At 65.2% G+C, this 23,363-nt stretch carries 14 protein-coding genes and 1 pseudogene; 5 read left to right on the forward strand and 10 right to left on the reverse strand.

The features are described 5' to 3' along the window. Positions 1-111: 111 nt before the first annotated feature. Positions 112-1,119, reverse strand: a complete 1,008-nt coding sequence (locus tag MTX21_RS30400; RefSeq protein ID WP_280968295.1) for a KpsF/GutQ family sugar-phosphate isomerase — start codon at positions 1,117-1,119, stop codon at positions 112-114. Between the two features lie 194 nt (positions 1,120-1,313). On the opposite strand from MTX21_RS30400, the gene MTX21_RS30405 reads away from it, so the two are divergent. Next, a complete protein-coding gene (locus MTX21_RS30405) occupies positions 1,314-3,056 on the forward strand; it encodes an outer membrane beta-barrel protein (protein ID WP_280968296.1) in 1,743 nt (580 codons plus the stop codon). Positions 3,057-3,276: 220 nt separating this feature from the next. On the opposite strand, the gene MTX21_RS30410 is transcribed toward MTX21_RS30405, so the two are convergent. Continuing rightward, on the reverse strand, positions 3,277-4,728 hold the full coding sequence (locus MTX21_RS30410) for a glutamate synthase subunit beta (RefSeq protein ID WP_280968297.1): 1,452 nt from the start codon (positions 4,726-4,728) through the stop codon (positions 3,277-3,279). A gap of 176 nt (positions 4,729-4,904) precedes the next feature. Then, positions 4,905-9,638, reverse strand: a complete 4,734-nt coding sequence (gltB, locus tag MTX21_RS30415; protein WP_280968298.1) for a glutamate synthase large subunit — start codon at positions 9,636-9,638, stop codon at positions 4,905-4,907. 502 nt (positions 9,639-10,140) lie between these two features. On the opposite strand from gltB, the gene MTX21_RS30420 reads away from it, so the two are divergent. Then, the gene (locus MTX21_RS30420) at positions 10,141-10,947 is read left to right on the forward strand and encodes a hypothetical protein (RefSeq protein ID WP_280968299.1); all 807 of its coding nucleotides are present in this window, start codon (positions 10,141-10,143) and stop codon (positions 10,945-10,947) included. A gap of 163 nt (positions 10,948-11,110) precedes the next feature. On the opposite strand, the gene MTX21_RS30425 is transcribed toward MTX21_RS30420, so the two are convergent. Continuing rightward, on the reverse strand, positions 11,111-11,881 hold the full coding sequence (locus tag MTX21_RS30425; protein WP_280970838.1) for an alpha/beta hydrolase: 771 nt from the start codon (positions 11,879-11,881) through the stop codon (positions 11,111-11,113). Between the two features lie 313 nt (positions 11,882-12,194). Next, positions 12,195-12,659, reverse strand: coding sequence for an Hsp20 family protein (locus tag MTX21_RS30430; protein WP_280968300.1), 465 nt, complete (start codon positions 12,657-12,659; stop codon positions 12,195-12,197). A gap of 218 nt (positions 12,660-12,877) precedes the next feature. On the opposite strand from MTX21_RS30430, the gene MTX21_RS30435 reads away from it, so the two are divergent. Continuing rightward, a complete protein-coding gene (locus MTX21_RS30435; RefSeq protein ID WP_280968301.1) occupies positions 12,878-13,825 on the forward strand; it encodes an alpha/beta hydrolase in 948 nt (315 codons plus the stop codon). 96 nt (positions 13,826-13,921) lie between these two features. Here the strand turns inward: MTX21_RS30435 and MTX21_RS30440 are convergent, their stop codons facing one another. Continuing rightward, positions 13,922-16,708: a di-heme-cytochrome C peroxidase gene (locus tag MTX21_RS30440; RefSeq protein WP_280968302.1), complete on the reverse strand. Its 2,787-nt coding sequence runs from the start codon at positions 16,706-16,708 to the stop codon at positions 13,922-13,924. A gap of 178 nt (positions 16,709-16,886) precedes the next feature. Then, entirely contained in the window at positions 16,887-18,683 is a 1,797-nt protein-coding gene (locus MTX21_RS30445; RefSeq protein WP_280968303.1) for a tetratricopeptide repeat protein, read from the reverse strand. Positions 18,684-18,913: 230 nt separating this feature from the next. Here MTX21_RS30445 and MTX21_RS30450 point away from each other — a divergent pair, with 230 nt between their 5' ends. After that, positions 18,914-19,549, forward strand: a complete 636-nt coding sequence (locus tag MTX21_RS30450) for a LysE family translocator (RefSeq protein WP_280968304.1) — start codon at positions 18,914-18,916, stop codon at positions 19,547-19,549. A 4-nt stretch (positions 19,550-19,553) separates the two neighbouring features. Here MTX21_RS30450 and MTX21_RS30455 read toward each other — a convergent pair whose 3' ends face one another. Then, positions 19,554-20,306, reverse strand: coding sequence for a sulfite exporter TauE/SafE family protein (locus tag MTX21_RS30455; protein WP_280968305.1), 753 nt, complete (start codon positions 20,304-20,306; stop codon positions 19,554-19,556). 96 nt (positions 20,307-20,402) lie between these two features. On the opposite strand from MTX21_RS30455, the gene MTX21_RS30460 reads away from it, so the two are divergent. Continuing rightward, positions 20,403-21,293, forward strand: a complete 891-nt coding sequence (locus tag MTX21_RS30460) for a LysR substrate-binding domain-containing protein (RefSeq protein ID WP_280968306.1) — start codon at positions 20,403-20,405, stop codon at positions 21,291-21,293. Between the two features lie 96 nt (positions 21,294-21,389). Here MTX21_RS30460 and MTX21_RS30465 read toward each other — a convergent pair. Beyond that, positions 21,390-22,356 (reverse strand): annotated as a pseudogene (locus tag MTX21_RS30465) (tripartite tricarboxylate transporter substrate binding protein). Positions 22,357-22,373: 17 nt separating this feature from the next. After that, positions 22,374-23,156, reverse strand: coding sequence for a histidinol-phosphatase (hisN, locus tag MTX21_RS30470; protein ID WP_280968307.1), 783 nt, complete (start codon positions 23,154-23,156; stop codon positions 22,374-22,376). Between the last annotated feature and the right edge of the window lie 207 nt (positions 23,157-23,363).

The raw sequence follows: 23,363 nt of genomic DNA on the forward strand, positions 1-23,363 counted from the left end.
TTCCGGGGCGCGACGGAAGTCGCGAGCCCGGAATCCATGGCGAAACAAACTCTGCGGCGCAATGGATCCCGGGCTCATCGCTTCGCGATGCCCCGGGATGACGGGGAGAGCTTACGCCACCCCCGCCCGCAAGAGATCGTGCAAGTGCACGATGCCGACCACCTTGTTCGCCTCGGCCACGATCAGCGTCGTGATCTTGCGCGCGTTCAGCACCTCCAGCATCTCGGTGGCGAGCATGGAGGGCGGCACGGTCTTCGGCTGCTTCGTCATGATGTCGTCGACCGACGCCGTCAGAAGATCAGGCCGCATGTGACGGCGCAGGTCGCCGTCGGTGATGATGCCCGCGATCTCGTTCGCCTCATCGACGATGCAGACGCACCCCAAGCCCTTGGCCGACATCTCGACGACCGCCTCCGACATCTTGGTGCCGATCGCCTTCACCGGGATCTCCGCGCCAGTGCGCATGTAGTCGCGGACGAATTTCAGCATCGCCCCGAGCTTGCCGCCGGGGTGGAAATGCGCGAATTCGAGCGCTGTGAAGCCGCGACCCTCGAGCAGCGCGATCGCGAGCGCATCGCCGATCGCGGCCTGCATCAGCGTCGAGGTGGTCGGCGCCAGATTGTGCGGGCAGGCCTCGCGCGCTTTCGGCAGCTCGATCACGATGTCGGCGGCCTGGCCCAGCGAAGAGGCGGGGTTCGAGGTCACCGCGATCATCGGAATGGCGAAGCGCGCCGAATAGTTCACGATGTTCTTCATCTCCGGCTGTTCGCCGGACCAGGACAGCGCCATGATGACGTCGTCCGCGGTGATCATGCCGAGGTCGCCATGGCCGGCTTCGGCCGCGTGCACGAAGAACGCCGGCGTGCCGGTCGAGGCCAGCGTTGCCGCGATCTTGCGCCCCATGTGGCCGGACTTGCCGAGCCCGGTGACGATGACGCGGCCCTTGGCCTGCCGGATCAGCTCGACTGCTGCTGCGAAGCTTGCGCCCAGTGGTCCCTTCAGCGCCGCGGCCAGCGCGTTGATGCCGCCGCTCTCCGTCTCCAGCGTGCGGAGCGCGGATTCGATACTGGCGGGTAGGGGGCCGGATGATGCGGTCATCAGCGGTTTCGAGCTCGGCATGTCTTGATCCAAGGGAGGTGGGGCGTGATTTGCCCGTTGGCGCCTCCTTAGCATGCCGCCGCCCGGGAGGCGACGCGGCCCCAAACCCCTCAACGGCTCATTAACCATAATTGTTTTAACTCCTTTAACGATGGTTCCCGCCGCCCGGCGGTTGCCATCAAGGAAGTATCTGATTTCGCTGGGGTAATTCCATCGTGAGGTCGCCTCCAGGTAGAGGCCGGAGCCGTCGCGCGCATCTCTTTCGCGCCGCTTTGCCATGCCTGCTCTTGACCGCGTTGGAAAGCGCTCCCGCGGTCGCCCAGAGCCTCACGCCCGACCTGTTCAATCCTACCCGCGGCGGCTTTGTCTCGCCTGACACGCTGCCAACGCGCCGCACGGCCGGTGTCGTCCAAGCGCCCTCGGACGCGTTGCCGGCGCTGCCCGATCCCAACGCCGATCCACGCATGAGCCGGCAGACGCCGGCAACCTCGCGCGTCGGTCAAGTTCCGACCTATGGGCTGCCCGCGGCCAATGGCGCGAGTGGCTCGGGCTACGACTCCCTCAACCGCAAACGGCAGCAGCCAAAACTCTATCCCGGACAGCCGAAGCCGAAGCGCTCGCCCGGGCCCGGCACGCCGGCGCCCGCTGCTGCACCGGACACGAGCCTCGGCCCGCCGCGCATCGCGCCGCCGCCATCCGAGACCGCACACAAGACGCCGACACCGCCGGCAATGGCCGGCACCGTGCCCGGTCAGCCGCTGCGCCGCCGCCTCAAGGCCGATGACGATCTGTTCGGCGCGGTGGGCGACTATGCCGGCAGCTTCCTGATCAAGGGCGCACTCGAGCTCTCCGGCGGCTACGACACCAATCCGGCGCGCCTCAACAAGCCGGTCGGCTCGCCGGTCTATGTGGTCGCGCCCGAACTGCTCGTGATCTCCGACTGGGAGCGGCACGCGCTGGTCGCCGATCTGCGCGGCTCCTTCTCGGGCTATGGCAATCAGATGCCGGCGACGATCGACGGACTTGCCTCGCCGTCGCCGGTCGACATTGACCGCCCCGATTTCACCGGCCATGTCGACGGCCGGGTCGATGTCGACCGCGATCTCAAGCTGACCTCGCAGCTCCGCCTGCGGATCGCCACCGACAACCCCGGCAGCCCGAACGTGCAGGCGGGCTTACAGAAATATCCGATCTACGCCAGCTATGGCGGCACCTTCGGCTTCGACCAGACCTTCAACCGCCTCCAGGTCGCCGCCGGCGCCACCGTCGACCGTACCGCCTATACGAACTCCCAGCTCACCGACGGCACGGTGTCGAGCAACGACGACCGCGACTTCAACCAGTATGGCGGCGTCGGGCGCATCTCCTATGAGCTCAAGCCGGGCCTCAAGCCGTTCGTCGAGGTCGAGGGCGACAGTCGCGTGCATGACCTGTCGCCGGACCGCAATGGCTACTTCCGAGATTCGTCCGGCGGCTACGCCAAGATCGGCTCGTCCTTCGAGCTCAGCCGCATCCTCACCGGCGAGATCTCGGTCGGCTATGCCGCACGCAACTATGTCGACCCGCGCCTCAGCCAGCTCTCGGGCTTCTTGACCGCGGGCTCGCTGATCTGGAACGCGAGCGGCCTGACCACCGTGAAATTCTTCACCGACACGCAGATCGCCGAGACCACGGTCGCCGGGTCGTCTGGAGTCCTGGTGCGCACCTACTCGACCGAGGTCGATCACGACTTCCGCCGCTGGCTCACCGCGGTCGGCAAGTTCACCTACGGCACCTACGACTACCAGGGCCAGAACCGCAACGACAAGACCTACTCACTCGAAGGCGACCTGATCTACAAGCTCAACCGCAGTGTCTGGATCAAGGGCACGCTGCGGCACGACATCCTGGATTCGAACCAGCCGGGGTCGAGCTCGCAAGGCACGGTGGCGATGCTGGGGGTGAGGCTGCAGAATTGAGGCGGTGCGTAACGCTTGATCGCACGCGGTGCCTTTGGCCCCGCTCTCGCCACTCACTCCGATGTCATGCCCCGGGCTTGACCGGGGCATCCAGTACGCCGCGGCTTCTCCGGACTACGTCACTGTCTCTGGAATACTGGATCGCCCGCTCCAGTGCGCAATTGCGCACAAGGCGGGCGATGACAGCTTTCTTCAAGTCTGGCAGCGGAGCGAGCAGCGACTACCGCGGCAGATCCGTCTTCCCCATCAGGAACGTGTCGATCGACCGCGCGCACAGGCGGCCTTCGCGGATGGCCCAGACGACCAGCGACTGGCCGCGGCGCATGTCGCCTGCCGAAAACACGTTCGGACGCGAGGTCTGGTAGTCCAGCGTGTTGGCCTTGACGTTGCCGCGCGGGTCGAGGTCGACCGAGAGCAGCTTCAAAAGACCCTCGTGCACGGGGTGCACGAAACCCATCGCGAGCAGGATGAGCTCGGCGTCGAGCTCGAACTCGGTGCCGGCAATCGGCTTGAACTTGTCGTCGACGCGCACGCAGTGCAGCTTCTTGACCTTGCCGTTCTCGCCGGAAAATTTCTGCGTCAGCACGGCGTATTCACGGATCGCGCCTTCGGCCTGGCTGGAGGAGGTGCGCATCTTCAGCGGCCAGTTCGGCCAGGTCAGGCCCTTGTTCTCGCGCTCGGGCGGGGCTGGCATGATCTCGAGCTGGGTCACGGAGAGCGCGCCCTGGCGCAGCGAGGTGCCGATGCAGTCGCTGCCGGTGTCGCCGCCGCCGATGACGACGACATGCTTGCCGCCGGCGAGGATCTCGGTGACGCCATTCAGCGGCTCATTGGAGACGCGGCGGTTCTGCTGCGGCAGGAAGTCCATCGCGTAATGGATACCGGAGAGCTCGCGGCCGGGGATCGGCAGGTCGCGCGGGGCCTCCGCGCCGCCGGTCAGCGCGATCGCGTCGTAGTCGTTGAGCATCTCGCGCGGATCGACGCTGCCGTCAGCGCCGACATGGCTGTTGTAGTGGAAGGTGACGCCTTCCGCCTCCATCTGCTGGACGCGACGGTCGATGACGCCCTTTTCCATCTTGAAGTCGGGAATGCCGTAGCGGAGCAGGCCACCAGCCTTGGCGTACTTCTCGTAGACATGGACGTCGTGGCCGGCGCGCGCGAGCTGCTGCGCGCAGGCCATGCCGGCCGGACCCGAGCCGATCACGGCGACCTTCTTGCCGGTCTTCTCCGCGGCGACCTCCGGCTTCAGCCAGCCATTGTCCCAGGCGCGGTCGACGATCGCGCATTCGATGGTCTTGATGGTGACGGGATTGTCGTCAATGTTGAGCGTGCAGGACGCCTCGCACGGCGCCGGGCAAATGCGGCCCGTGAACTCCGGGAAATTGTTGGTCGAGTGCAGGTTGCGCGAGGCCTCTTCCCAATTGTCCTGATAGACCAGATCGTTCCAGTCGGGGATCTGGTTGTTGACTGGGCAGCCGGGCGTGCCGGGCGCGACCGAGCCGGTGCCGTGGCAGTAGGGGATGCCGCAATTCATGCAGCGCGCGGCCTGGTCCCGCAGCTCACGCTCGCTGAGCGGGACGACGAATTCCTTGAAGTGCTTCAAGCGCTCGGCGACCGACGTGTACTTGCGATCGTGCCGTTCGATTTCGAGAAAACCCGTGACCTTGCCCATTAAACCCGTAGTCCCTGCCGCTTAAATTCGTCTGTTGTTTCCTCAAGCGTCATTGCGAGGAGCGCGTGACAAAATTGCGAAGCAATTTTGCACTGAAGCGACGAAGCAATCCAGGCTGTCGCCTGAGGAGAGATGCTGGATTGCTTCGCTGCGCTCGCAATGACGGACTCTGATACTTACGCGCCGATCGCGATCTTCGGCTCGGCGTCCGCGTTGGCGGCCATTTCGCGCAGTGCGCGCCGGTACTCGACCGGCATCACCTTGCGGAACTTCGGCAGCCATTCCTTCCAATTGGCAAGGATGTCGGCAGCGCGCTTGGAGCCGGTCGCTTTCGCGTGGCGCGTGATCAGGACGTGCAGCCGCTCGACGTCGGACTCGAGCAGGTTCGCGAATACGTCGACCCGGCCGTGCGCCTCGAGGTCGCCAAACTGGTTGTAGGCGCTCTGGGCGATCATCTCTTCCGACAGCACCGGCTCGAGCTCGACCATGCTGAGGTTGCAGAGCTTGTCGAAGTCGCCGCTCTCGTCGAGCACATAGGCGATGCCGCCGGACATGCCGGCCGCGAAGTTGCGCCCGGTCCTGCCGAGCACGACCACGATGCCGCCGGTCATGTATTCGCAACAATGATCGCCGGCACCCTCGACCACCGCGACCGCACCCGAGTTGCGCACCGCGAAGCGCTCGCCGGCGATGCCGCGGAAGTAGCACTCGCCCTCGATCGCGCCGTACATCACAGTGTTGCCGACGATGATGCTCTCTTCCGGCACGATGCCCCCATTGTGCGGCGGCTTGACGATGATCTTGCCGCCCGAGAGGCCCTTGCCGACATAGTCGTTGCCTTCACCCTCGAGCTCGAAGGTGACGCCATGGGCGAGCCAGGCACCGAAGGCCTGACCGGCGGTACCCTTGAGGCTGACATGGATGGTGTCGTGCGGCAGGCCGGCATGGCCGTAGATCTTGGCCACCGCGCCCGACAGCATCGCGCCGGCGGAACGGTCGGTGTTGTTGATCTCGGCCTCGATCTTCACCGGTGCGCCGCGGTCGAGCGCGGGCGTCGCCTTCTCGATCAGCTTGCGGTCGAGCACGGCCTCCAGATGATGGTTCTGGAGCTCCGAGTGATAGATCTTCTGGCCCTTCTCTTCCTTCTGCTTGACGAAAAGCTTCGAAAAATCGAGGCCCTTGGCCTTCCAATGTGCGACCAGCCTGGACTGGTCGAGCATCTGAACCTGACCGACCATCTCGTTGAAGGTGCGGAAGCCGAGGCTCGCCATGATCTCGCGGACTTCCTCGGCGACGAAGAAGAAGTAGTTGATCACGTGCTCGGGCTGGCCGGTGAAACGCTTGCGCAGGACCGGATCCTGGGTCGCGACGCCGACCGGGCAGGTGTTGAGATGGCACTTGCGCATCATGATGCAGCCGGCCGCGATCAGCGGCGCGGTGGCGAAGCCGAACTCGTCGGCTCCCAGCAGCGCGCCGATCACGACGTCACGTCCGGTGCGGAAGCCGCCGTCGACCTGGACCGCGATGCGGCTGCGCAGCCGCTCGCGCACCAGCGTCTGGTGGGTTTCGGCCAGACCAATCTCCCAAGGGCTGCCGGCATGCTTGATCGAGGTCAGCGGCGAAGCGCCGGTACCGCCCTCGAAGCCCGCGATGGTGACGTGGTCGGCGCGCGCTTTCGCAACACCGGCCGCGACCGTGCCGACGCCGATCTCGGAGACGAGCTTCACCGAGACGTCGCCTTCCGGATTGACGTTCTTGAGGTCGTAGATGAGCTGCGCCAGATCTTCGATCGAATAGATGTCGTGGTGCGGCGGCGGCGAGATCAGGCCGACACCCGGGGTCGAGTGCCGGACCTTGGCGATAGTCGCGTCGACCTTGTGGCCGGGAAGCTGGCCGCCTTCGCCGGGCTTGGCGCCCTGCGCCATCTTGATCTGCATCATGTCGGAGTTGACGAGATACTCCGTGGTCACGCCGAAGCGGCCCGAGGCGACCTGCTTGATCGCCGAGCGCATGGAATCGCCGTTCGGCAGCGGCTTGAAGCGGTCGGCTTCTTCGCCGCCTTCGCCGGTATTCGACTTGCCGCCGATCCGGTTCATGGCGATCGCAAGCGTGGTGTGCGCCTCGCGCGAGATCGAGCCGAAGCTCATTGCACCCGTGGCAAAGCGCTTGACGATCTCCTTGGCCGGCTCGACCTGGTCGAGGGCTACAGGCTTGCGCTTCTCTTCCTCGGCGCTCTTGATCCGGAACAGGCCGCGCAGCGTCAAGAGACGCTCGGACTGCTCGTTCAGGATCTTGGCGAAGGCGCGGTAGCGCTCTTGCGAGTTACCGCGCGCGGCGTGCTGGAGCAGCGACACCGATTCGGCAGTCCAGGCATGATCCTCGCCGCGGGTGCGGTAGGCATATTCGCCGCCGACGTCGAGCGCGCTCTTGTAGACCTGCGCCTCGCCGAACGCGTCGGCATGGCGGCGCACGGCCTCTTCCGCGATCTCGGACAGGCCCACGCCCTCGACGCGGGTATGCGTGCCGGCAAAGAATTTCGCAACGAAGTCCGCTTTGAGGCCGACCGCGTCGAAGATCTGCGCGCCGCAATAGGACTGGTAGGTCGAGATGCCCATCTTGGACATCACCTTGAGCAGGCCCTTGCCGATCGACTTGATGTAGCGCTTGACGATCTCGTAATCGTCGAGCGAGCCGGGCAGACGGTCCTTCATCGCGATGATGGTCTCGAACGCGAGATAGGGATTGATCGCTTCCGCGCCGTAGCCGGCAAGGCAGGCGAAGTGGTGCACCTCGCGCGGCTCGCCGGATTCGACGACGATGCCGACCGAGGTGCGCAGTCCGGTGCGGATCAGATGATGATGCACGGCGGCGCAGGCGAGCAGCGAGGGGATCGGCACCCGGTCGGTGCCGACCATGCGGTCGGACAGGATGATAATGTTGACGCCTTCGCGCACCGCGGATTCGGCGCGCGCGCAGAGCTCATCCAGCACCTGGTCCATGCCCGCAGCGCCGAGGCCGGCGTGGAAGGTGGTGTCGAGCGTGCGTGACTTGAAATGGGAATCGCCGAGATCGGCGATCGAACGGATCTTCTCCAGATCCGCGTCGGTCAGGATCGGCTGACGCACTTCGAGGCGCTTGGTGGTGGCGAGGCCCTTCAGATCGAACAGGTTCGGCCGCGGTCCGATAATCGAGACCAGGCTCATCACCAGCTCCTCGCGGATCGGATCGATCGGCGGGTTGGTGACCTGCGCAAAGTTCTGCTTGAAGTAGGTGAACAGCGGCTTGGGCTTGTCCGACAGCGCCGAGACCGGCGTGTCGTTGCCCATCGAGCCCGTCGCTTCCTCGCCGGTGGAGGCCATCGGCGTCATCAGGATGCTGATGTCTTCCTGGCTGTAGCCGAACGCCTGCTGGCGATCGAGCAGCGACAGGTTGGAGCGCACGCCGGTGGTCGGCGCCTTCGGCAGCTCCTCCAGCACGATCTGGGTGCGGCCCAGCCACTCCTTGTAGGGATGGCTCTTGGCGAGCTCGGCCTTGATCTCGTCGTCGGGGATCAGGCGGCCCTGCTCGAGGTCGACCAGCAGCATCTTGCCGGGCTGCAGGCGCCACTTGGTGATGATCTGGTCCTCGGGGATCTTGAGCACGCCCATTTCGGACGCCATCACGATGCGGTCGTCCTTGGTGACGAGATAGCGCGCCGGCCTGAGGCCGTTGCGGTCGAGCGTGGCGCCGATCTGGCGGCCGTCGGTGAAGGCGATCGCGGCGGGGCCGTCCCACGGCTCCATCAGCGCGGCATGATATTCGTAGAAGGCGCGGCGCTTCTCATCCATCAAGGGATTGCCGGCCCAGGCCTCCGGAATCATCATCATGACGGCGTGCGGCAGCGAGTAGCCGCCCTGCACCAGGAATTCGAGCGCGTTGTCGAAGCAGGCGGTGTCGCTCTGACCCTCGTACGAGATCGGCCAGAGCCGGCTGATGTCCTTGCCGTAGAGCTCCGAGCTCACCGAGGCCTGGCGCGCCGCCATCCAGTTGACGTTGCCGCGCAGCGTGTTGATCTCTCCGTTATGCGCGATCATCCGGTACGGATGCGCCAGCGACCAGGTCGGGAAGGTGTTGGTCGAGAAGCGCTGATGCACCAGCGCGAGCGCGCTCTCGAAATCCTTCTCGTGCAAATCGGGATAGTACTTGCCGAGCTGGTCGGCGAGGAACATGCCCTTGTAGATCACGGTGCGGCACGACATCGAGCAGGGGTAATAGCCCGCCAGGCCGCGGTCGCGGCGCTGATAGATCGCCTGCGAGATCGACTTGCGCAGGATATAGAGCTTCCGCTCGAACTCATCCTCGGTCTTGGCGGTGCCGTTGCGGCCGATGAACACCTGCATGCAGGCGGGCTCGGTCGGCTTCACCGTGGCGCCGAGCGAGGAGTTGTCGGTCGGCACGTCGCGCCAGCCGAGCAAGGTGAGGCCTTCCGCCTTGATCTGGTCGCCGATGATGCTCTTGATGACGTTGCGCCAGGCGGTGTCGCGTGGCATGAACAGCGCGCCGATGGCGTATTGGCCGGGCGCCGGCAGCGTAAAGCCGAGCTCCTTGGCCTTGCGGGTGAAGAAGGCGTGCGGGATCTGTACCAGGATGCCGGCGCCGTCACCGGCGCGCGGATCGGCGCCGACCGCGCCGCGATGCTCGAGGTTGCAGAGGATGCTCAGCGCGTCGGAGACGATCGTGTGCGACTTCTTGCCCTTGATGTTGGCGATGAAGCCGACGCCGCAGGAATCCTTTTCCAGGCTCGGATCGTAGAGGCCCTCAGCGGCGGGACGGAAAGTGTGCGGCTCAACCGGGTCAGTCGTTTTCGAGGCGACCGTCGCCGACAGCTCTTCTGCCACGATGTTTGCGCGCTCGAATTGCGACCCGTTCATTGTCCTCGTCCTCTCCATGCGGCAAGCTGCCTCACCGCCATCTTCGGCGCACCTTGGGCGTCCCGCGGCACCCGCTTCTGGGCCACCGCTCGTCCGTTGCGAGCCGCATTTTCTTAAATTCAGGCCTAGGCGTTCTTCGTCCCCGAGAACGGCTTTGCCTGCTACCTTCCTGGCGCTCGAGAGCACCAAGTTTCGCTGCAATCCCTGTGCCGGAACCGCAAGCCGAATTGAGACAGTCTTCCTGTCCTAACCATTACCTTGCCAAATTTTTGTCTAGCACACAAGCGCGCGAAAGTCCCGATTCCCAAAGTGTCAATCAGCGCTTTCCGCATGGCGCGCCGCCCCGGATTTGAAGCAAACGCGCCCCGATCCGGCCCTCGGCGCGTCGAAGCGGCGCCGGAATCCCGCGGGAAGCTTCGGATCAACCCTGGGAAAGGCGCGCCACGCCACCAGAAGCGAAACAGTGCGCGCAGTCCCAGGGCCTGACAGGAGCGTTTCGACCATGAAGTTTTTCACAGGATGTGTCGCGGCCGCGGCGCTGGCGCTGGCTGCGACGGCCGCCGAGGCGCAGATGCTCGCAAACGGGCCCGCTCGCGGAGGCTATGTCGCGGTCTCGGATCTCGACGGTCCCTACGGTCCGCCGGACGTTCCACCACCACCGCGATACCGCTATGGCTATGAGGATGAGCGCGGCCCCGCACCGGCGGTGTTTCCGCCGACCGAGGTTTACGCCGTGCTCCGTGAGAACGGCTTCTCGCCGCTGGGCATCCCGCACCTGCGCGGTACCGTCTACACCATCGCCGTGATCGACCGTCGCGGCGACGACGGGCGGCTCGTGATCGATGCCCGTGATGGCCGAATCCTGCGCTTCATGCCGGCCTATGACGCTTTCGGCATGGCGCCGGCCGATGATGAGGGTGCGGCTGTCCCTTACGGGCCGCATAGTGCGCTGCCACCGCCGACCATGGTCCGCAGCGGCCCGCCGCGGCCGCCGGCCCCGATCCCTCATGTGGCGAGCCGCACCGTGCCGCTGCACAAGACCGCTCCGAAGCGCGGCGAGCTGCCGGTCGCCGCCGCCAAGCCGGCCTCACGGGAGCCGGCGCCGCAACAGCCGCAAGCGCCGCAGGCCGAGAAGCCGGCGCAGGCCCAAACGCCGCCACAGGCTCAGCCAGCACAACAGGCCGCCGCCGTACAGGCCAAGCCCGCCGAGGCGACCCCTCCGGCCGCCGCACCAACCGTCGACCAGGCCAGGCCCACCGCGACGATCCTGCCGACGCAGGAGATGCCGGCCGCACAGGGGCTGGAGTAAGCACAAGGGTATCGTTCGTTTGCCACGATGGCGCCGGCCAATCCTTGTGGTCCTGGCTTTCGCCAGGACGACGTTGGGGGAGAGAGTTGGACAAAACAAAAGGCGCCTGAGAATCCTCCGGCGCCTTTTGCTTGCGAGCAATCTGCTTGCGAGCAATCGCCGCTCAGCTCCGCCCATACCCCGCCGCATCCAGGATCAGGTTCGCCACGTCCTTCGGATGCGACACCAGCGAGAGATGGCCGGCGTCGAGCTCGATCGTTGTTGCGTTCATGCGCTTGGCCAGGAAGCGTTCGAGATCGGGATTGATCGTGTAGTCGTTCTTCGACACCGCGTACCAGCTCGGCTTCGTGTGCCAACCAGCTTCAGTGGTGCGGCCAGCGAAAATCGAGGCCGCCGTCGGCCATTGCACGGCGTAGAGCTCCTTGGCGCGTTCAGGCGCCACACCGTTGGCGAAATACTTCAAGAATGCGTCCTCGGAGAGCTTTGTGAAGCCGTCGCGCTCGACGATGCCGGCACGCGCGGGGCCCGTCGGGAATTGCTTCGACAGCGCGACAAAGTCCTCGTTGGCGTCGGGCGCGCGCGCCGCGACGTAGACCAGCCCGGTGACCTTCGGGTCGGTACCGACCTGGCTGATCACGGTGCCGCCCCAGGAATGCGCGACCAGCACGGTCGGACCATCCTGCTCCGTCAGAGCGCGCTTGGTCGCCTCGACCGACTCGGCGAGCGTGCCCAGCGGATTCTGCACGGCGGTGACGTGCAGGCCCGCAGCTTGAAGAATCGGAATGACCTCCGACCAGCTCGAGCCGTCGGCCCAGGCGCCGTGCACCAGCACGACGTTCTTCGCCTTCACGGTCTGTGGGGTCTGCGCATGGGCAAGGCTGAGAGGGGCCGCCAGAAGACTCGCGGCGACGAAAAGGTTGCGCCAGAGGGGCACGATCATTCTCCATCTTGTTTTTGGGTTCGATGCCCAAAGGACGGAGCGCGAGGCCGCGCCGTTACGCCTCTTCACCGCTCTGTGATGCGGTGCAAAAAATCATCCGGTGTCGTCCTGGCGAAAGCCAGGACCCATTACCCCAGGGAGAAGTTTGGCGAACACCCGTCGCTCGGAACTCCTCCCGCGCCCGATCGATAAACCTCGCGGTATGGGCCCCGGCCTTTGCCGGGACGACGTTGGGGAGCGTTCAGCACAAACAAAAAACGCCCCGGGGCACCGGGGCGTTTTCGCAAACTTGGTGGTTGTCGCGTGCTCAGGCGGCGGCCTTCGAGCCCTCGATCACCTGCGCGCCTTGCGCGCCGGTGTTGATCGCGATCTGACGGGGCTTCTTGGCTTCGGGAATCTCTCGCACGAGATCGACATGAAGCAGCCCGTTCTCAAGCGAGGCATCCTTCACCTGCACGAAGTCGGCAAGCTGGAAGGCGCGCTCGAAGGCGCGGGCGGCGATGCCGCGGTAGAGCACTTCGGACTTCGAGTTCTCGTTCGCGACTTTCTCGCCCTTGATCGTCAGCGTATTTTCCTTCGCGACGATGGAGAGCTCATCCTTGGAGAAGCCGGAGACCGCAACGGTGATGCGGTAGGCGTTCTCGCCGGTGCGCTCGATGTTGTAGGGCGGATAGCCCGGGCTGCCGTCGGAGCCCGCCTGGTCGAGCAGGTTGAAGAGACGGTCGAAGCCGACGGTGGAACGATAGAAGGGGGTGAGGTCGTAGGTACGCATGGTAGTCCTCCATTGAGCGACTGATCTGGAAACCCGCCCGCCAATCGGGCCGGGCTTAGTCTGTGTGCAGCCTGATGCTTCGGTTCCGAAGCACTGGTAGCGGCCTGCACGAAAATGATATGGGTGGGCCGAAACAGCGTTCAAGAGGGCGGCATCGGCGCCTTTTCGGCGCGTCCGCCCCTTGATTTTCGGCACTTCCCGCCCAAGCCCTTCCCGCCATGACGCTGGTCTCGATCCCCGCCAATCCGGTCCCCGATAACGTCGTCAGCGGCACCATCAAGACGCCCGACGGCGCCGAGCTACGCTTCGCACGCTGGGCACCGCCTGCAGGGCGCAAGGGCACCGTCTGCGTCTTCACCGGGCGTAGCGAGCAGATCGAGAAATATTTCGAGACCGTGCGTGACCTGCGCGACCGCGGCTTTGCGGTGGCGATGATCGACTGGCGCGGGCAGGGGCATTCGTCGCGTCGCCTGCGCGATCCACGCAAGGGCTATGTGCGCAACTTTTCCGACTACGAGGTCGACGTCGAGACCTTCGTGCAGCAGGTGGTGCTGCCGGATTGTCCGCCGCCCTTCTTCGCGCTCGCCCATTCCATGGGGGGCGCGGTGATGCTGCGCCTCGCGCATGCAGGCAAGCGCTGGTTCGATCGCATGGTGCTGTCGGCGCCGATGATCGACCTGCCCGGCCGCACCACCTCGTTTCCGGCACGGGCGCTGCTCAGGACGATGCGCCTGATGGGGCAGGGCGGCCGCTATATCCCGGGCGGCAGCGACCGCCTCACCGGGCTAAATCCCTTCATCAACAATCCCCTGACCAGCGATCCCGTACGCTATGCCCGCAACGCCGCGATACTCGAGGAGGATCCGACGCTCGGGCTGGCATCGCCGACGGTCGCCTGGGCCGACACCGCGTTCCGCGCGATGCAAACCTTCAAGGGCATGAACTACCCCTCCGAGATCCGCCAGCCGATCCTGATGCTGGCGGCTTCCAACGACACCATTGTCTCGACCGCGGCGATCGAGGAGTTCGCCTATCACTTGCGCGCCGGCTCGCATCTCGTCATCGCCGGGTCCAAGCACGAGATCCTCCAGGAGCAGGACCGCTACCGCGCACAATTCTGGGCCGCCTTCGATGCCTTCGTGCCGGGCACGCCGCTGTTCGCGTGAGTGCCCGGCGCCGTTCGCAGCTCGGCCTTCATCCTTCGAGACGCGCGCAAGCGCGCTCCTCAGGACGAGGAGCGAATGCGCCTATGACGCACAAAGCTACAGCGTCTTCAAATATTCGATCAGGTCGTAGCGCTCGTCCTCTTTGAGCAGGCGGCCGATAATGCCGTCCTTGCCGGGTCCCGGCGTGCCCTCCAGGGAGTGGCCGGCATTGCTGTTGCCGTTGATCTCGCTGCCGTCCGACGCTCTCGTCGAGAATCGTGTCTGCCCGGTCTTGCAGCTCTCGCCGTCGACGACCGCGAAGCCGACCTGCTTTGGATCGTAGTCGCGGTTACCCATGCAGAACGACTTCGGGCGTTCGACCGCGGGGCTCAGCATCCAATAGAGCGAGGGCACCGATCCGTTGTGGAGATAGGGCGCGGTTGCCCACACGCCATTGAGCGGCCGCGCGCGGTACCAGGGCCGAGGTTCCTTAGGGTCAGGCGGCTGAGGACCGGGATTTGGGCAGTTCTTGCGCGCACCCCACCACGCCTGCTGCTCCTCGGGCTTGATCTTCGCATCGTCCATCGCCTTCCGGCTGACGATGTCGACGAGGACCATCAGGCCAAGCGAGTAAGGCATGTCGGTCGAAGAGACCTCAGGCAGGTTGCAATTCCACCAGGCATTGAGGTTCTGCGTGGGATCCAGCTTGAGGAAGCCCGGCACCTGAACCGTTCGCTTCTCCAGCACATTGGCCTGAGCGGAGTCGGTCCCCATGCCTTTGACGCTTTTCTGGATCGGGTTCAGAATCTTCTCGTTTCCGATCGATTCCCAACGCGACGAAGACCAGACGCTCTTGTCCGGAAATTCGGCGTCGAACACGGGATCGTTGACCGGCCCGAGATGGCATTCGACGCAGATCTCCGCGTAGAGCTTGCGGCCGCGCTTGACGCGCCGATCGTCGATCTTCCAGGCATCGTCGCCGAAGATATCTGACGGCCATTTCGGAGACGTCAATCCGCTGATTTGCTTCTTCGGATAGGGCGGCGATCCCGCCAGCAGCGACTCGATCCAGTGCAGATTCTTGATTTCGATCGATGAGCGGAACAGCGTGTTCTTGGCGGTCGCATCGGACAGATTGAGCAGCGCGGTCACGCCCAGGGCCTCGCCGGCGTTGCGGATCAGCGGTTGCTCGATCGAGGCGTCATATTGCGCGTATTTGAGCCAGGGCACGGTCCAGATCGGCGGGAAGCTGACCGGCGCATCCTGCGCATGCAAGTTCTTCTCAAAGCCGGCAAGACCGCTCAGCGCCATGTCCTGCGCAAAGACTTGATTGCCGATCCGGTTGAGCGCGTCGAGGCGGCCGAAGCCCTCTTCCGTGTCCTGCTGCTTCTTGTTGTCCCAGGTCCTCTTGCCGCCGATCGTCTTCTCGTAGGTCTTTTGCCAGTCGAGCAGGAAGGTGCCGACCTCGCTCAGTTTCTGCTTCAGCACATCGCGGTCCGCGTCGCTGGCGGACGGGCCGAGCACGCGATCCGCAAAACGCTTGAAGCGGAATGGCACGTAGAGCGTGTAGGCGATGGAAAGCCCGGTCGTAATCTCGAGCTTCTTCAGGTCGGTCATCGCCGGGCCGCCGTCGAAGCGGACGTCCACGCCCTTGTAGTGGATCTGGCCGGTGTGGCAGGCGGCGCAGGTCAGTCCGATCCTGTTCTCGCCCTGGCGGCCGGTCGCAGGATCCGGCACGCCGGTCATGCGCGCGAAGCCGACCGGCAGGCCGTCGACGTTTTCAACCGGGGTGTCCCATTTGACCGGCGGATCCCAAAGCCGCGCAGGGGCCGGCTTTGTCGTGTCGTAAACGTTGGCATAGCCGAACCGGCGCAGCGTGGTGTCGTCGGTGTTGATCGTCTGGGGGCTCGGGATGAAGCCGAAGCGCTCCAGATGGGCGCTGTCATGCAGCAATCCGGGCTGCGACAAGAAATGCAGTCGCGGCTGCTCCAGCGCCATGAACCAGCTATAGGGCACCGGGAAGGTCGCCGTCCCCTGGCTGACGTGATGAAACCAGTGCCGGTCCTCCAGCGACCAGTTTTGCTCGAGCCAGTATGCCGCTCGGGCTTCGACACGCTGGGGCAGCGGAGGGGCCAGGAACTGCCCGATGAAATTGGGCAGCATCGGCTGGAACTGATCGGGGAAGCGCAGGATCGCGAGGGTCAAGACGAGCAGTGCGGCGGCGAGCCCGCCGGCGTAGCGCCGCGCGGGCGAGCGCGTGGTCGGCGGCTCGGTGATGATCCGCTGCTCGATCCGCTCCGGGAATCGGCGCTCATTGAACAGCGTGCGCACGTCGGCAACGCTGAGATAGCGGTTCTCACCCTCGCCCTTGCCCATGATCTTCAAGAGGATCGGCCATTCGAATTTCATCAGCAGCGGGTAGTACCAGCGCGCGGCCTCGCCGGCGCGCTTGAGGTTGTCGCGCATGAAGATGCCGATTTCCGACGCGTTGAGCCCAGGCTCAACGCCGCCGGCCGGATCGGGATAACTCCGGCCGAAGCTGGCAAACCGCGCGATCTCGTCCTCATTGACGCGCCCGTCGACGCCAAGGATGCGCGAGCCGGCGCCGCGCTTGTCCAGGGGGCCGCCGCGCAGCGCATCGAGTTGGGCGCCCGACCAGATGCTCTTCAACACATGACGCGCGCCGTTGGCGATGAGCGCGACCCCGCGGACCTGGATGCGGGCCAGCGTCTTCTTCGGCCCCTTCTCGCCACTCGCATTGGCGATTGTCTGCGCCAGCGTGCCGAGCGGGACAGTCCCGCCGTCGACGAAGCCCTCGCCGACGAGTCCGCGCAGGAACGGGCAGGGATTGTCCGGCGAGACCTCGATCGAGGGATCGAAGGGTTTCGAGGCGGGGTTATGCATGGCCCAAATTTCCTGGAAATCGCGAATCGTAAAATGCAGACGCGCCGATAGAGCGAGGAAAGTCCTAACAAACAGACAGCGAGGTTATGCTACCTCAGCGTGTGGAGAAGTGTGGCCGATTTCCGCCCGCTGTCAATAAAGCAGGCGTGAGGTCGCGGCGCGCCGAGGCTTGCCCCTTTTAGGATTCGGCGGCGCGTTTGAGATCGGTCTGCACGAGGGTGAGCTTGCTGAAGGGGACGCCCGCTTTCAGAAGGCCGTCGCGGTAATGGGCGATGTCCTCGGGCCGCTTCCAGTGGAAATTCCGCAAATGGCGGTCGACATTCAGCGTCGGGTAGTGGCCGAGCAGGACATCGGCTGCCTCAGCAGCCTCCGCGGTGCGTCCAAGCTGCGCCAGCGCAGCGGCGCGGATCGCGAGCGCCTGCATGTGATTGGGGTTGATGTAGAGCTGCTCACGCGCCCACGACAGCGTCGCGTCATATTGCCCCAGCAGATAATGGCTGAAGGCGTTCAACGCCGACCACTGATAGCGCGGGTCGTTGTTGTCGCGCTGCGCCGCCATCGAGAACAGCTCGATCGCCTGCCGGTGCTCGCCGATGACGAAATGGCAGATGCCCAGCACGCCGCGCGCGCCCATGTCGTAGGGGTTGAGCGCGACCGCGCGCTTGGCGGCGTCCATCGCGGCCTCGTAGTGCGCCTCCATGGCGTGCGCCCAGGACAGGATCGAAAACGCGAAGGAGGAGCGCGGGTCGAGCCGCACGCTGGTCTCGGCGAGGTTCATCGCCTCGGCCCACAATTCGCGGGTGCCCTTGATCCAGCCGAACTGGATGCTCTGGATCTGGATCGTGGCGAGATAGGCGTGGGCGATCGACAGCTTCGGATCGAGCGTGATGGCCTCGCGGAACAGGTCGATGGCCGCGCTCAGGTCCTCCTTGGTCTGCCGGTAATAGTGTGAAAGCCCCTTCAGGAAGCGGTCCCAGGCGGTCACGTCGTTGGTCAGGCGCGCGGGCGCGGAGGCTTCCGCCCGGACGATCTCGGTGGCGATGGCCGCGGACAAATTGGTCGTGATCTCGTCCTGCATCGCGAAGAGATCGCCGATGTCGCGGTCGTAACGGCCGGTCCAGAGCTGCTCGCCGGTCTCCGGCGCGATCAGCTCGGCGGTGACGCGGATCTTGCTGCCGGCGCGCCGCACCGAGCCCTGGATCAGGTAGGTCGCATCGATCTCGCGCGCGATCAGCCGGGTGCTCACGTTGTTGCCCTTGAAGGCGAAGGTCGAGTTGCGGCTCAGCACGCGGTAGAACGATTGCAGCGACAGTGCGTGAATCAGGTCCTCGGTCAAGCCGTCGGAGAAATACTCGTCCTGGGCGTCGCTGAGATTGGCAAAGGGCAGGACGCCGACGATCGCGGTCCGGTACTGCTGCGACAGTACCGACCCCTCTTTTGCCTCGGGCGCGAGCGCGGGCGCGCCCTCGGGCGTCCAGGTCCAGACGCCGATCGGATCCTTGATGTTCTTGAAACGGTGGTTGCCGGCATCGACCAGGGGCACGCTGAGATGCTTGCCGGCTTCCTTGTAGGCCTTGGCCGAGATCGCGAAGCCGCCGGGGCTCGCCACCGCTTCGAGGCGGACGGCGATGTTGACGTCGTCACCGAACACCTCGTCCTCATCGGCGATCACGTCGCCCATGTGGATGCCGAGGCGGAACTGCATGGCGCGGTCGGCGGGCAGGTGGTGGTTGCGCTCCGCCATCAGCCTCTGGATCGCGATCGCGGCCTCGGTGGCGCCGACGATGCTGGCGAACTCCAGCAGGAATCCGTCGCCGGTGTTCTTCACGACGCGGCCGCCGTGATTGAGGATGATGGGATGAATCGCGGCGCGATGGGCCTTGAAGACGGCATGGGTGCCGGCCTCGTCATGGCCCATCATGCGCGAATAGCCGGCGACGTCGGCGCAGACGATGGCGGCCAGGCGTCTTTCCATGATCTTGCGGCTCCAAGGGATCGAGGACCGGCCACGGCGTGGCGGTCGCCTCGAATCCGGCATTTCAAGAACCCCGCCTTTATAGAGCAGAAGAGGCCGAGCGGAAGTATGAACGTATTGCAAATTCGATACAAATCCTAAGCAATCCCGGCGGTGGACGCAGGCCGGCGAACCGATTAAGCCCGGGTTTCCCTCGTACTGTCTGGCTCGGGCCAGAGGGGATTTCAGGTATGCTCGGCATTCACGAACTCTGGCTCTTCATCCTGTCGGGTGTGTTGCTCAACATCACGCCGGGGCCGGATTCCGTCTATGTCATCGGCCGCAGCATGCAGATGGGATGGCGGGGCGGGGCTGCGGCCGCTTTTGGCATCAGTTTCGGCTGCTTATTCCACGTCACGGGCGCGGCGATCGGGCTGTCGGCGCTCCTGATGGCCTCATCCACCGCGTTCGCGATTCTGAAGCTGGTCGGCGCGGCCTATCTCGTGCTGACGGGCCTCACGATGCTGTGGTCGCGGCCGGCGCTCGCCGCGGCCGTGACAGACAAACCCGAGCGGAGCTCGCTGCGGCGGGTCTTTCTCCAGGGCGTCTTCACCAATGCGCTCAATCCCAAGGTGGCGCTGTTCTTCCTCGCCTTCCTGCCGCAATTCGTCGCAGCCGATTCGTCGCACAAGCCGCTCGCCTTCCTGACGCTCGGCCTGATCTTCATCTGCACGGGCACGCTGTGGTGCCTGTTCCTCGCGGCATTCGCGGCCGGGGCCGCACACCGACTGCGGCAGTCTGAAGGCGTGATCGCCTGGATCAACCGGGCGCTCGGTGGGCTCTTCGTCTATCTCGGCATCCGCGTCGCCATGCTGGAGACGCGCTGACTCTTTACGCGACTTCCTTGAGCAGCGCGCTGCCCGCCAGATAGAGGCCGAGCAGGATCATCGCGATCAGGAACCAGCGGCGAAATGCCTCGGCCGGCATCCGCGCCCGCAACGATTGGCCGATGAACATGCCGATAAAGGCGCAAGCCATCGCGATGGCGCCGGGCACGGCGTTGGCGGGGGTCAGCAGGCCACCCGCGGTGAGGTTGAAGGCGAGCGCCAGCGTTGCGACCGTGAAGAACACGCCGAGCGCCTGCACGAGTTCGTCCTTCTCCATGCCGATCGCCTGCATGAACGGCATCGACGGGATCACCTGCACGCCGGTCGAGGCGGAAATGACGCCGGTGATGACGCCGACCACGCCGCCGACCCATTTCTCGTTCTTCGGCGCGACGCGAAAGTGCAATTTGTTCAGCCCGATCACCGCGTAGATGATGAGCAGGACTCCGAGCACGACGGTGCCGTAGCGCGCATAGGGACCGGTGAGCGCGCCGGCATTGAGCCAGCATCCGATCACGGTGCCGACCATCAGCGGCCACAGGCGCTTGAGGATGTCGCGCAGATAAGGACCGACGAAGGTCTGCCAGAGGTTGGTGATGATGGCGGGCACGATGACGATGGCGATGGCGCGGCCGGGCGCCATGCTCACGGCGAGCAGGCCCATCGAGACGGTCGGCAAGCCGAGCCCAATCACGCCCTTGACGAATCCGGCGATCAGGAAGACGGCGGCGATGAGGATGAGGAACGGGTCGATCATGCCGTGCACATTGACCGAAGCCGCGCTCCGGCACAATCTGGAGGTTACGGAGACAGCCTTCGCTTGGGGCGAAGGCTGAGTGGAGGAGACAACGCCGTGCGTTTCGATCTTGTCGATCTCCAGCTTTTCATCGCGGTTGCCGACCAGCGCAGCATCACCCGCGGCGCCGAGCGGTCGCATCTGGCGCTGGCCTCGGCCAGCGCCAGGATCAAGGGGCTGGAGGACGCGCTCGGCGTTGCGCTGCTCAAGCGCGGGCGCCGTGGCGTCGAGCTGACGCCGGCCGGCGAGAGCCTGCTCGATCACGCCCGACTCGTCATCCACCAGATCGACGCCATGCGCGGCGATCTCGCGGGCTTTGCCAGCGGCGTGCGGGCGAGCGTGCATTTGCTCGCCAATACCTCCGGGCTGTCGGAGCATCTCCCCAAGGCGCTGGCCGGCTTCCTGCACGAGCACCGCGATGTCGCCGTCGACATCGAGGAGCGCGAGAGCACCGACATTGCGGCCGCGATCACCGCAGGTGCCGCCGATCTCGGCTTCGCCGCCGAACACGCGCTGCCCGACCACATCGAGCGTTTCGTCTTCAGCGAGGACCGCTTGACGCTGGTGACGTCGCGGCGCGGGCCGTTTGCCGGCCGCCGCCAGATCGATTTTCAGGAAGCGGCTAGTTGCGATTTCGTCGGGCTGACCAGTGCCACCGCGCTCCAGCTCCACATCTCGAAGCACGCCGCCCGGCTCGGCATGCGCCCGCATTATCGCGCGCGCCTGCGCGATTTCGATGCGATCTGCCAGATGGTTTCTGCCGATGTCGGCGTCGCTCTCGTGCCGGAATCCGCTGCCCGCCGCTGTGCCAAGCTGATGCCGCTCGCCATGGTCCGCCTGCGCGACACCTGGGCCAACCGCAGACTCGTGATCTGCGCGCGAAGTTTCCGCGCGCTGCCGCGGCCGGCCAAGATGCTGGTCGAGCATCTCAGAGCGGAGGCGATGTGAGGGCCAGTGTGGCCGTACGCTCTGCTCTGCCCCTCCCCCGCAAGGAGGGAGGGAACGCAGATGGGTTTGTGGTGAGGTCTGTCCTTCAGTCGTCCGCTACTTCGCGGTCTCCACCCCGGCGTCCTTGATCACCTTCGCCCATTTCGCGGTCTCATCCGCGATGAAGCTTCGAAAATGCTCGGGCGTGTCGCCGACAAGCGTTGCGCCTTGCGCGGCGAGTTTTTCCTTCACGGCGGGATCGGCCATCGCCTGCGTCGCGAGGCGGTGAAGCGCCGCCACGATCTCCTTCGGCGTGCCCTTCGGCGCCACCATGCCGTACCAGTTCTCGATGCGTAGGCTAGGCAAGCCCGCCTCCGCCATGGTCGGCACCTCAGGCGCGGTCGGGGCGCGTTCGGGCGAGCCGACCGCGATGGCGCGCAAGGCGCCGGCCTTGATCTGCGGCAACAGCACCGGCAAGTCGAGGAAGGTCATCTGCACCTGCTGGCCGAGGAGATCGTTCACCGCCGGGGCCGCGCCGCGATAGGGCACGTGCACGATGTCGATCTTGGCGGTCAGCTTGAACAATTCGCCGGCCAGATGCGGCAGGCTGCCCGGACCGGAGGAGGCGAAGTTGAGCTTTCCGGGCTGCGCCTTCGCCAGCGCAATCAGTTCGCCGAGGTCCTTGGCCGGCACGTTGGTGGCCACCACCAGCATTTCCGGCACGGTCGCGACCAGCGTCACCGGCGTCAAATCGGTCAGCGCGTCGTAGGCGACCTTCTCCATGCTCGGGCTGATCGCAAGCGCGCCGGCGCTGGAGATGGCGATGGTGTAGCCGTCGGGCTGGCTCTTTGCGACCGCATCGGTGCCGAGCACGCCGCCCTGTCCGCCGCGATTGTCGATCAGCACCGGCTGGCCGCTCAATTCGGACATGCGCTGGCCGATCACGCGGGCAATGATGTCCATTGGGGCCGCCGGCGGGGAACGGCACCACCAGCTTGATCGGCTTGGCCGGAAAATTCTGGGCGGACGCCAGCGTCGGCAGCAGCAGGAGAATTGCAAGGATGAGCTCGCGCCAGTTTTTCATGCAAGCTCCTCGCCCGCTTATCCGTTGAGCAGCCTCAAGGCTTCTTCATGCACGCGCGGATCGCCGGCGGCAATGATGCGGCCGCCGGCTTGCGCCGGCTTGCCTTCCCAGGTGGTGACGATCCCGCCGGCACCGGTGATGATCGGGATCAGTGCCGCAATGTCGTAAGGCTTCAGCTCGGTCTCGACCACGAGGTCGACATGGCCTGCGGCCAGCATGCAATAGGAATAGCAGTCGCCGCCGTAGCGCGACAGCCGCGCGCCCTGCTCGATGCGGCCGAAAACGGCGCGGTCGCTCTCGTTCATCAAGAGCGGGCTCGTCGTGTAGGTCGTCGCCTCGCTGAGCGATGCACAGCGGCGGACCTGGAGCCGGCGCTCGCCGGAGGGGCCTTTATAATTGGCCGAGCCGTTGTCGCCGGAAAAGCGTTCGCCGATGAACGGCTGGTGCATCATGCCGAACACCGGCGTGCCCTTGTGCAACAACGCGATCAGCGTGCCCCAGATCGGAAAGCCCCCAATGAAGGATTTGGTGCCGTCGATGGGATCGAGCACCCAGACATAGTCGGCGTCCTCGTGCTCGTTGCCGAACTCCTCGCCGACGATGCCGTGCTGGGGGAAGTTGGCCTTGATCAGCCGCCGCATCACCGCCTCCGCCGCGCGATCGGCTTCGGTGACGGGATCGAAATCCTTGGTCTTGCTCTTGTCGTCGATGGACAGCGAGGTGCGGAAGAACGGCAGGATGGTCTCGCCGGAGACGGTAGCGAGCCGCCCGATGAAGGCTGAGAAGTCGATCACCGTCACGGCGAATCCTCGAAACGAAAGTCGGGTGAAGCTCGCATCTGCCTAACTCAAATCGACCTCGGCGTGCAGCGTTGTCTTGATTTGCACCCTGGTATTTTGGATGCCACGCCGGGCTGCCCTATCCGAGCCATATGCTGGCCAAATATCGATCACAACGTTGAGAGCTTAGTTCCCCGGATGCCTTGTTTGTATGCAAATGACAATCAA

The sequence above is a fragment of the Bradyrhizobium sp. ISRA430 genome (assembly GCF_029909975.1).
GTDB lineage: Bacteria > Pseudomonadota > Alphaproteobacteria > Rhizobiales > Xanthobacteraceae > Bradyrhizobium.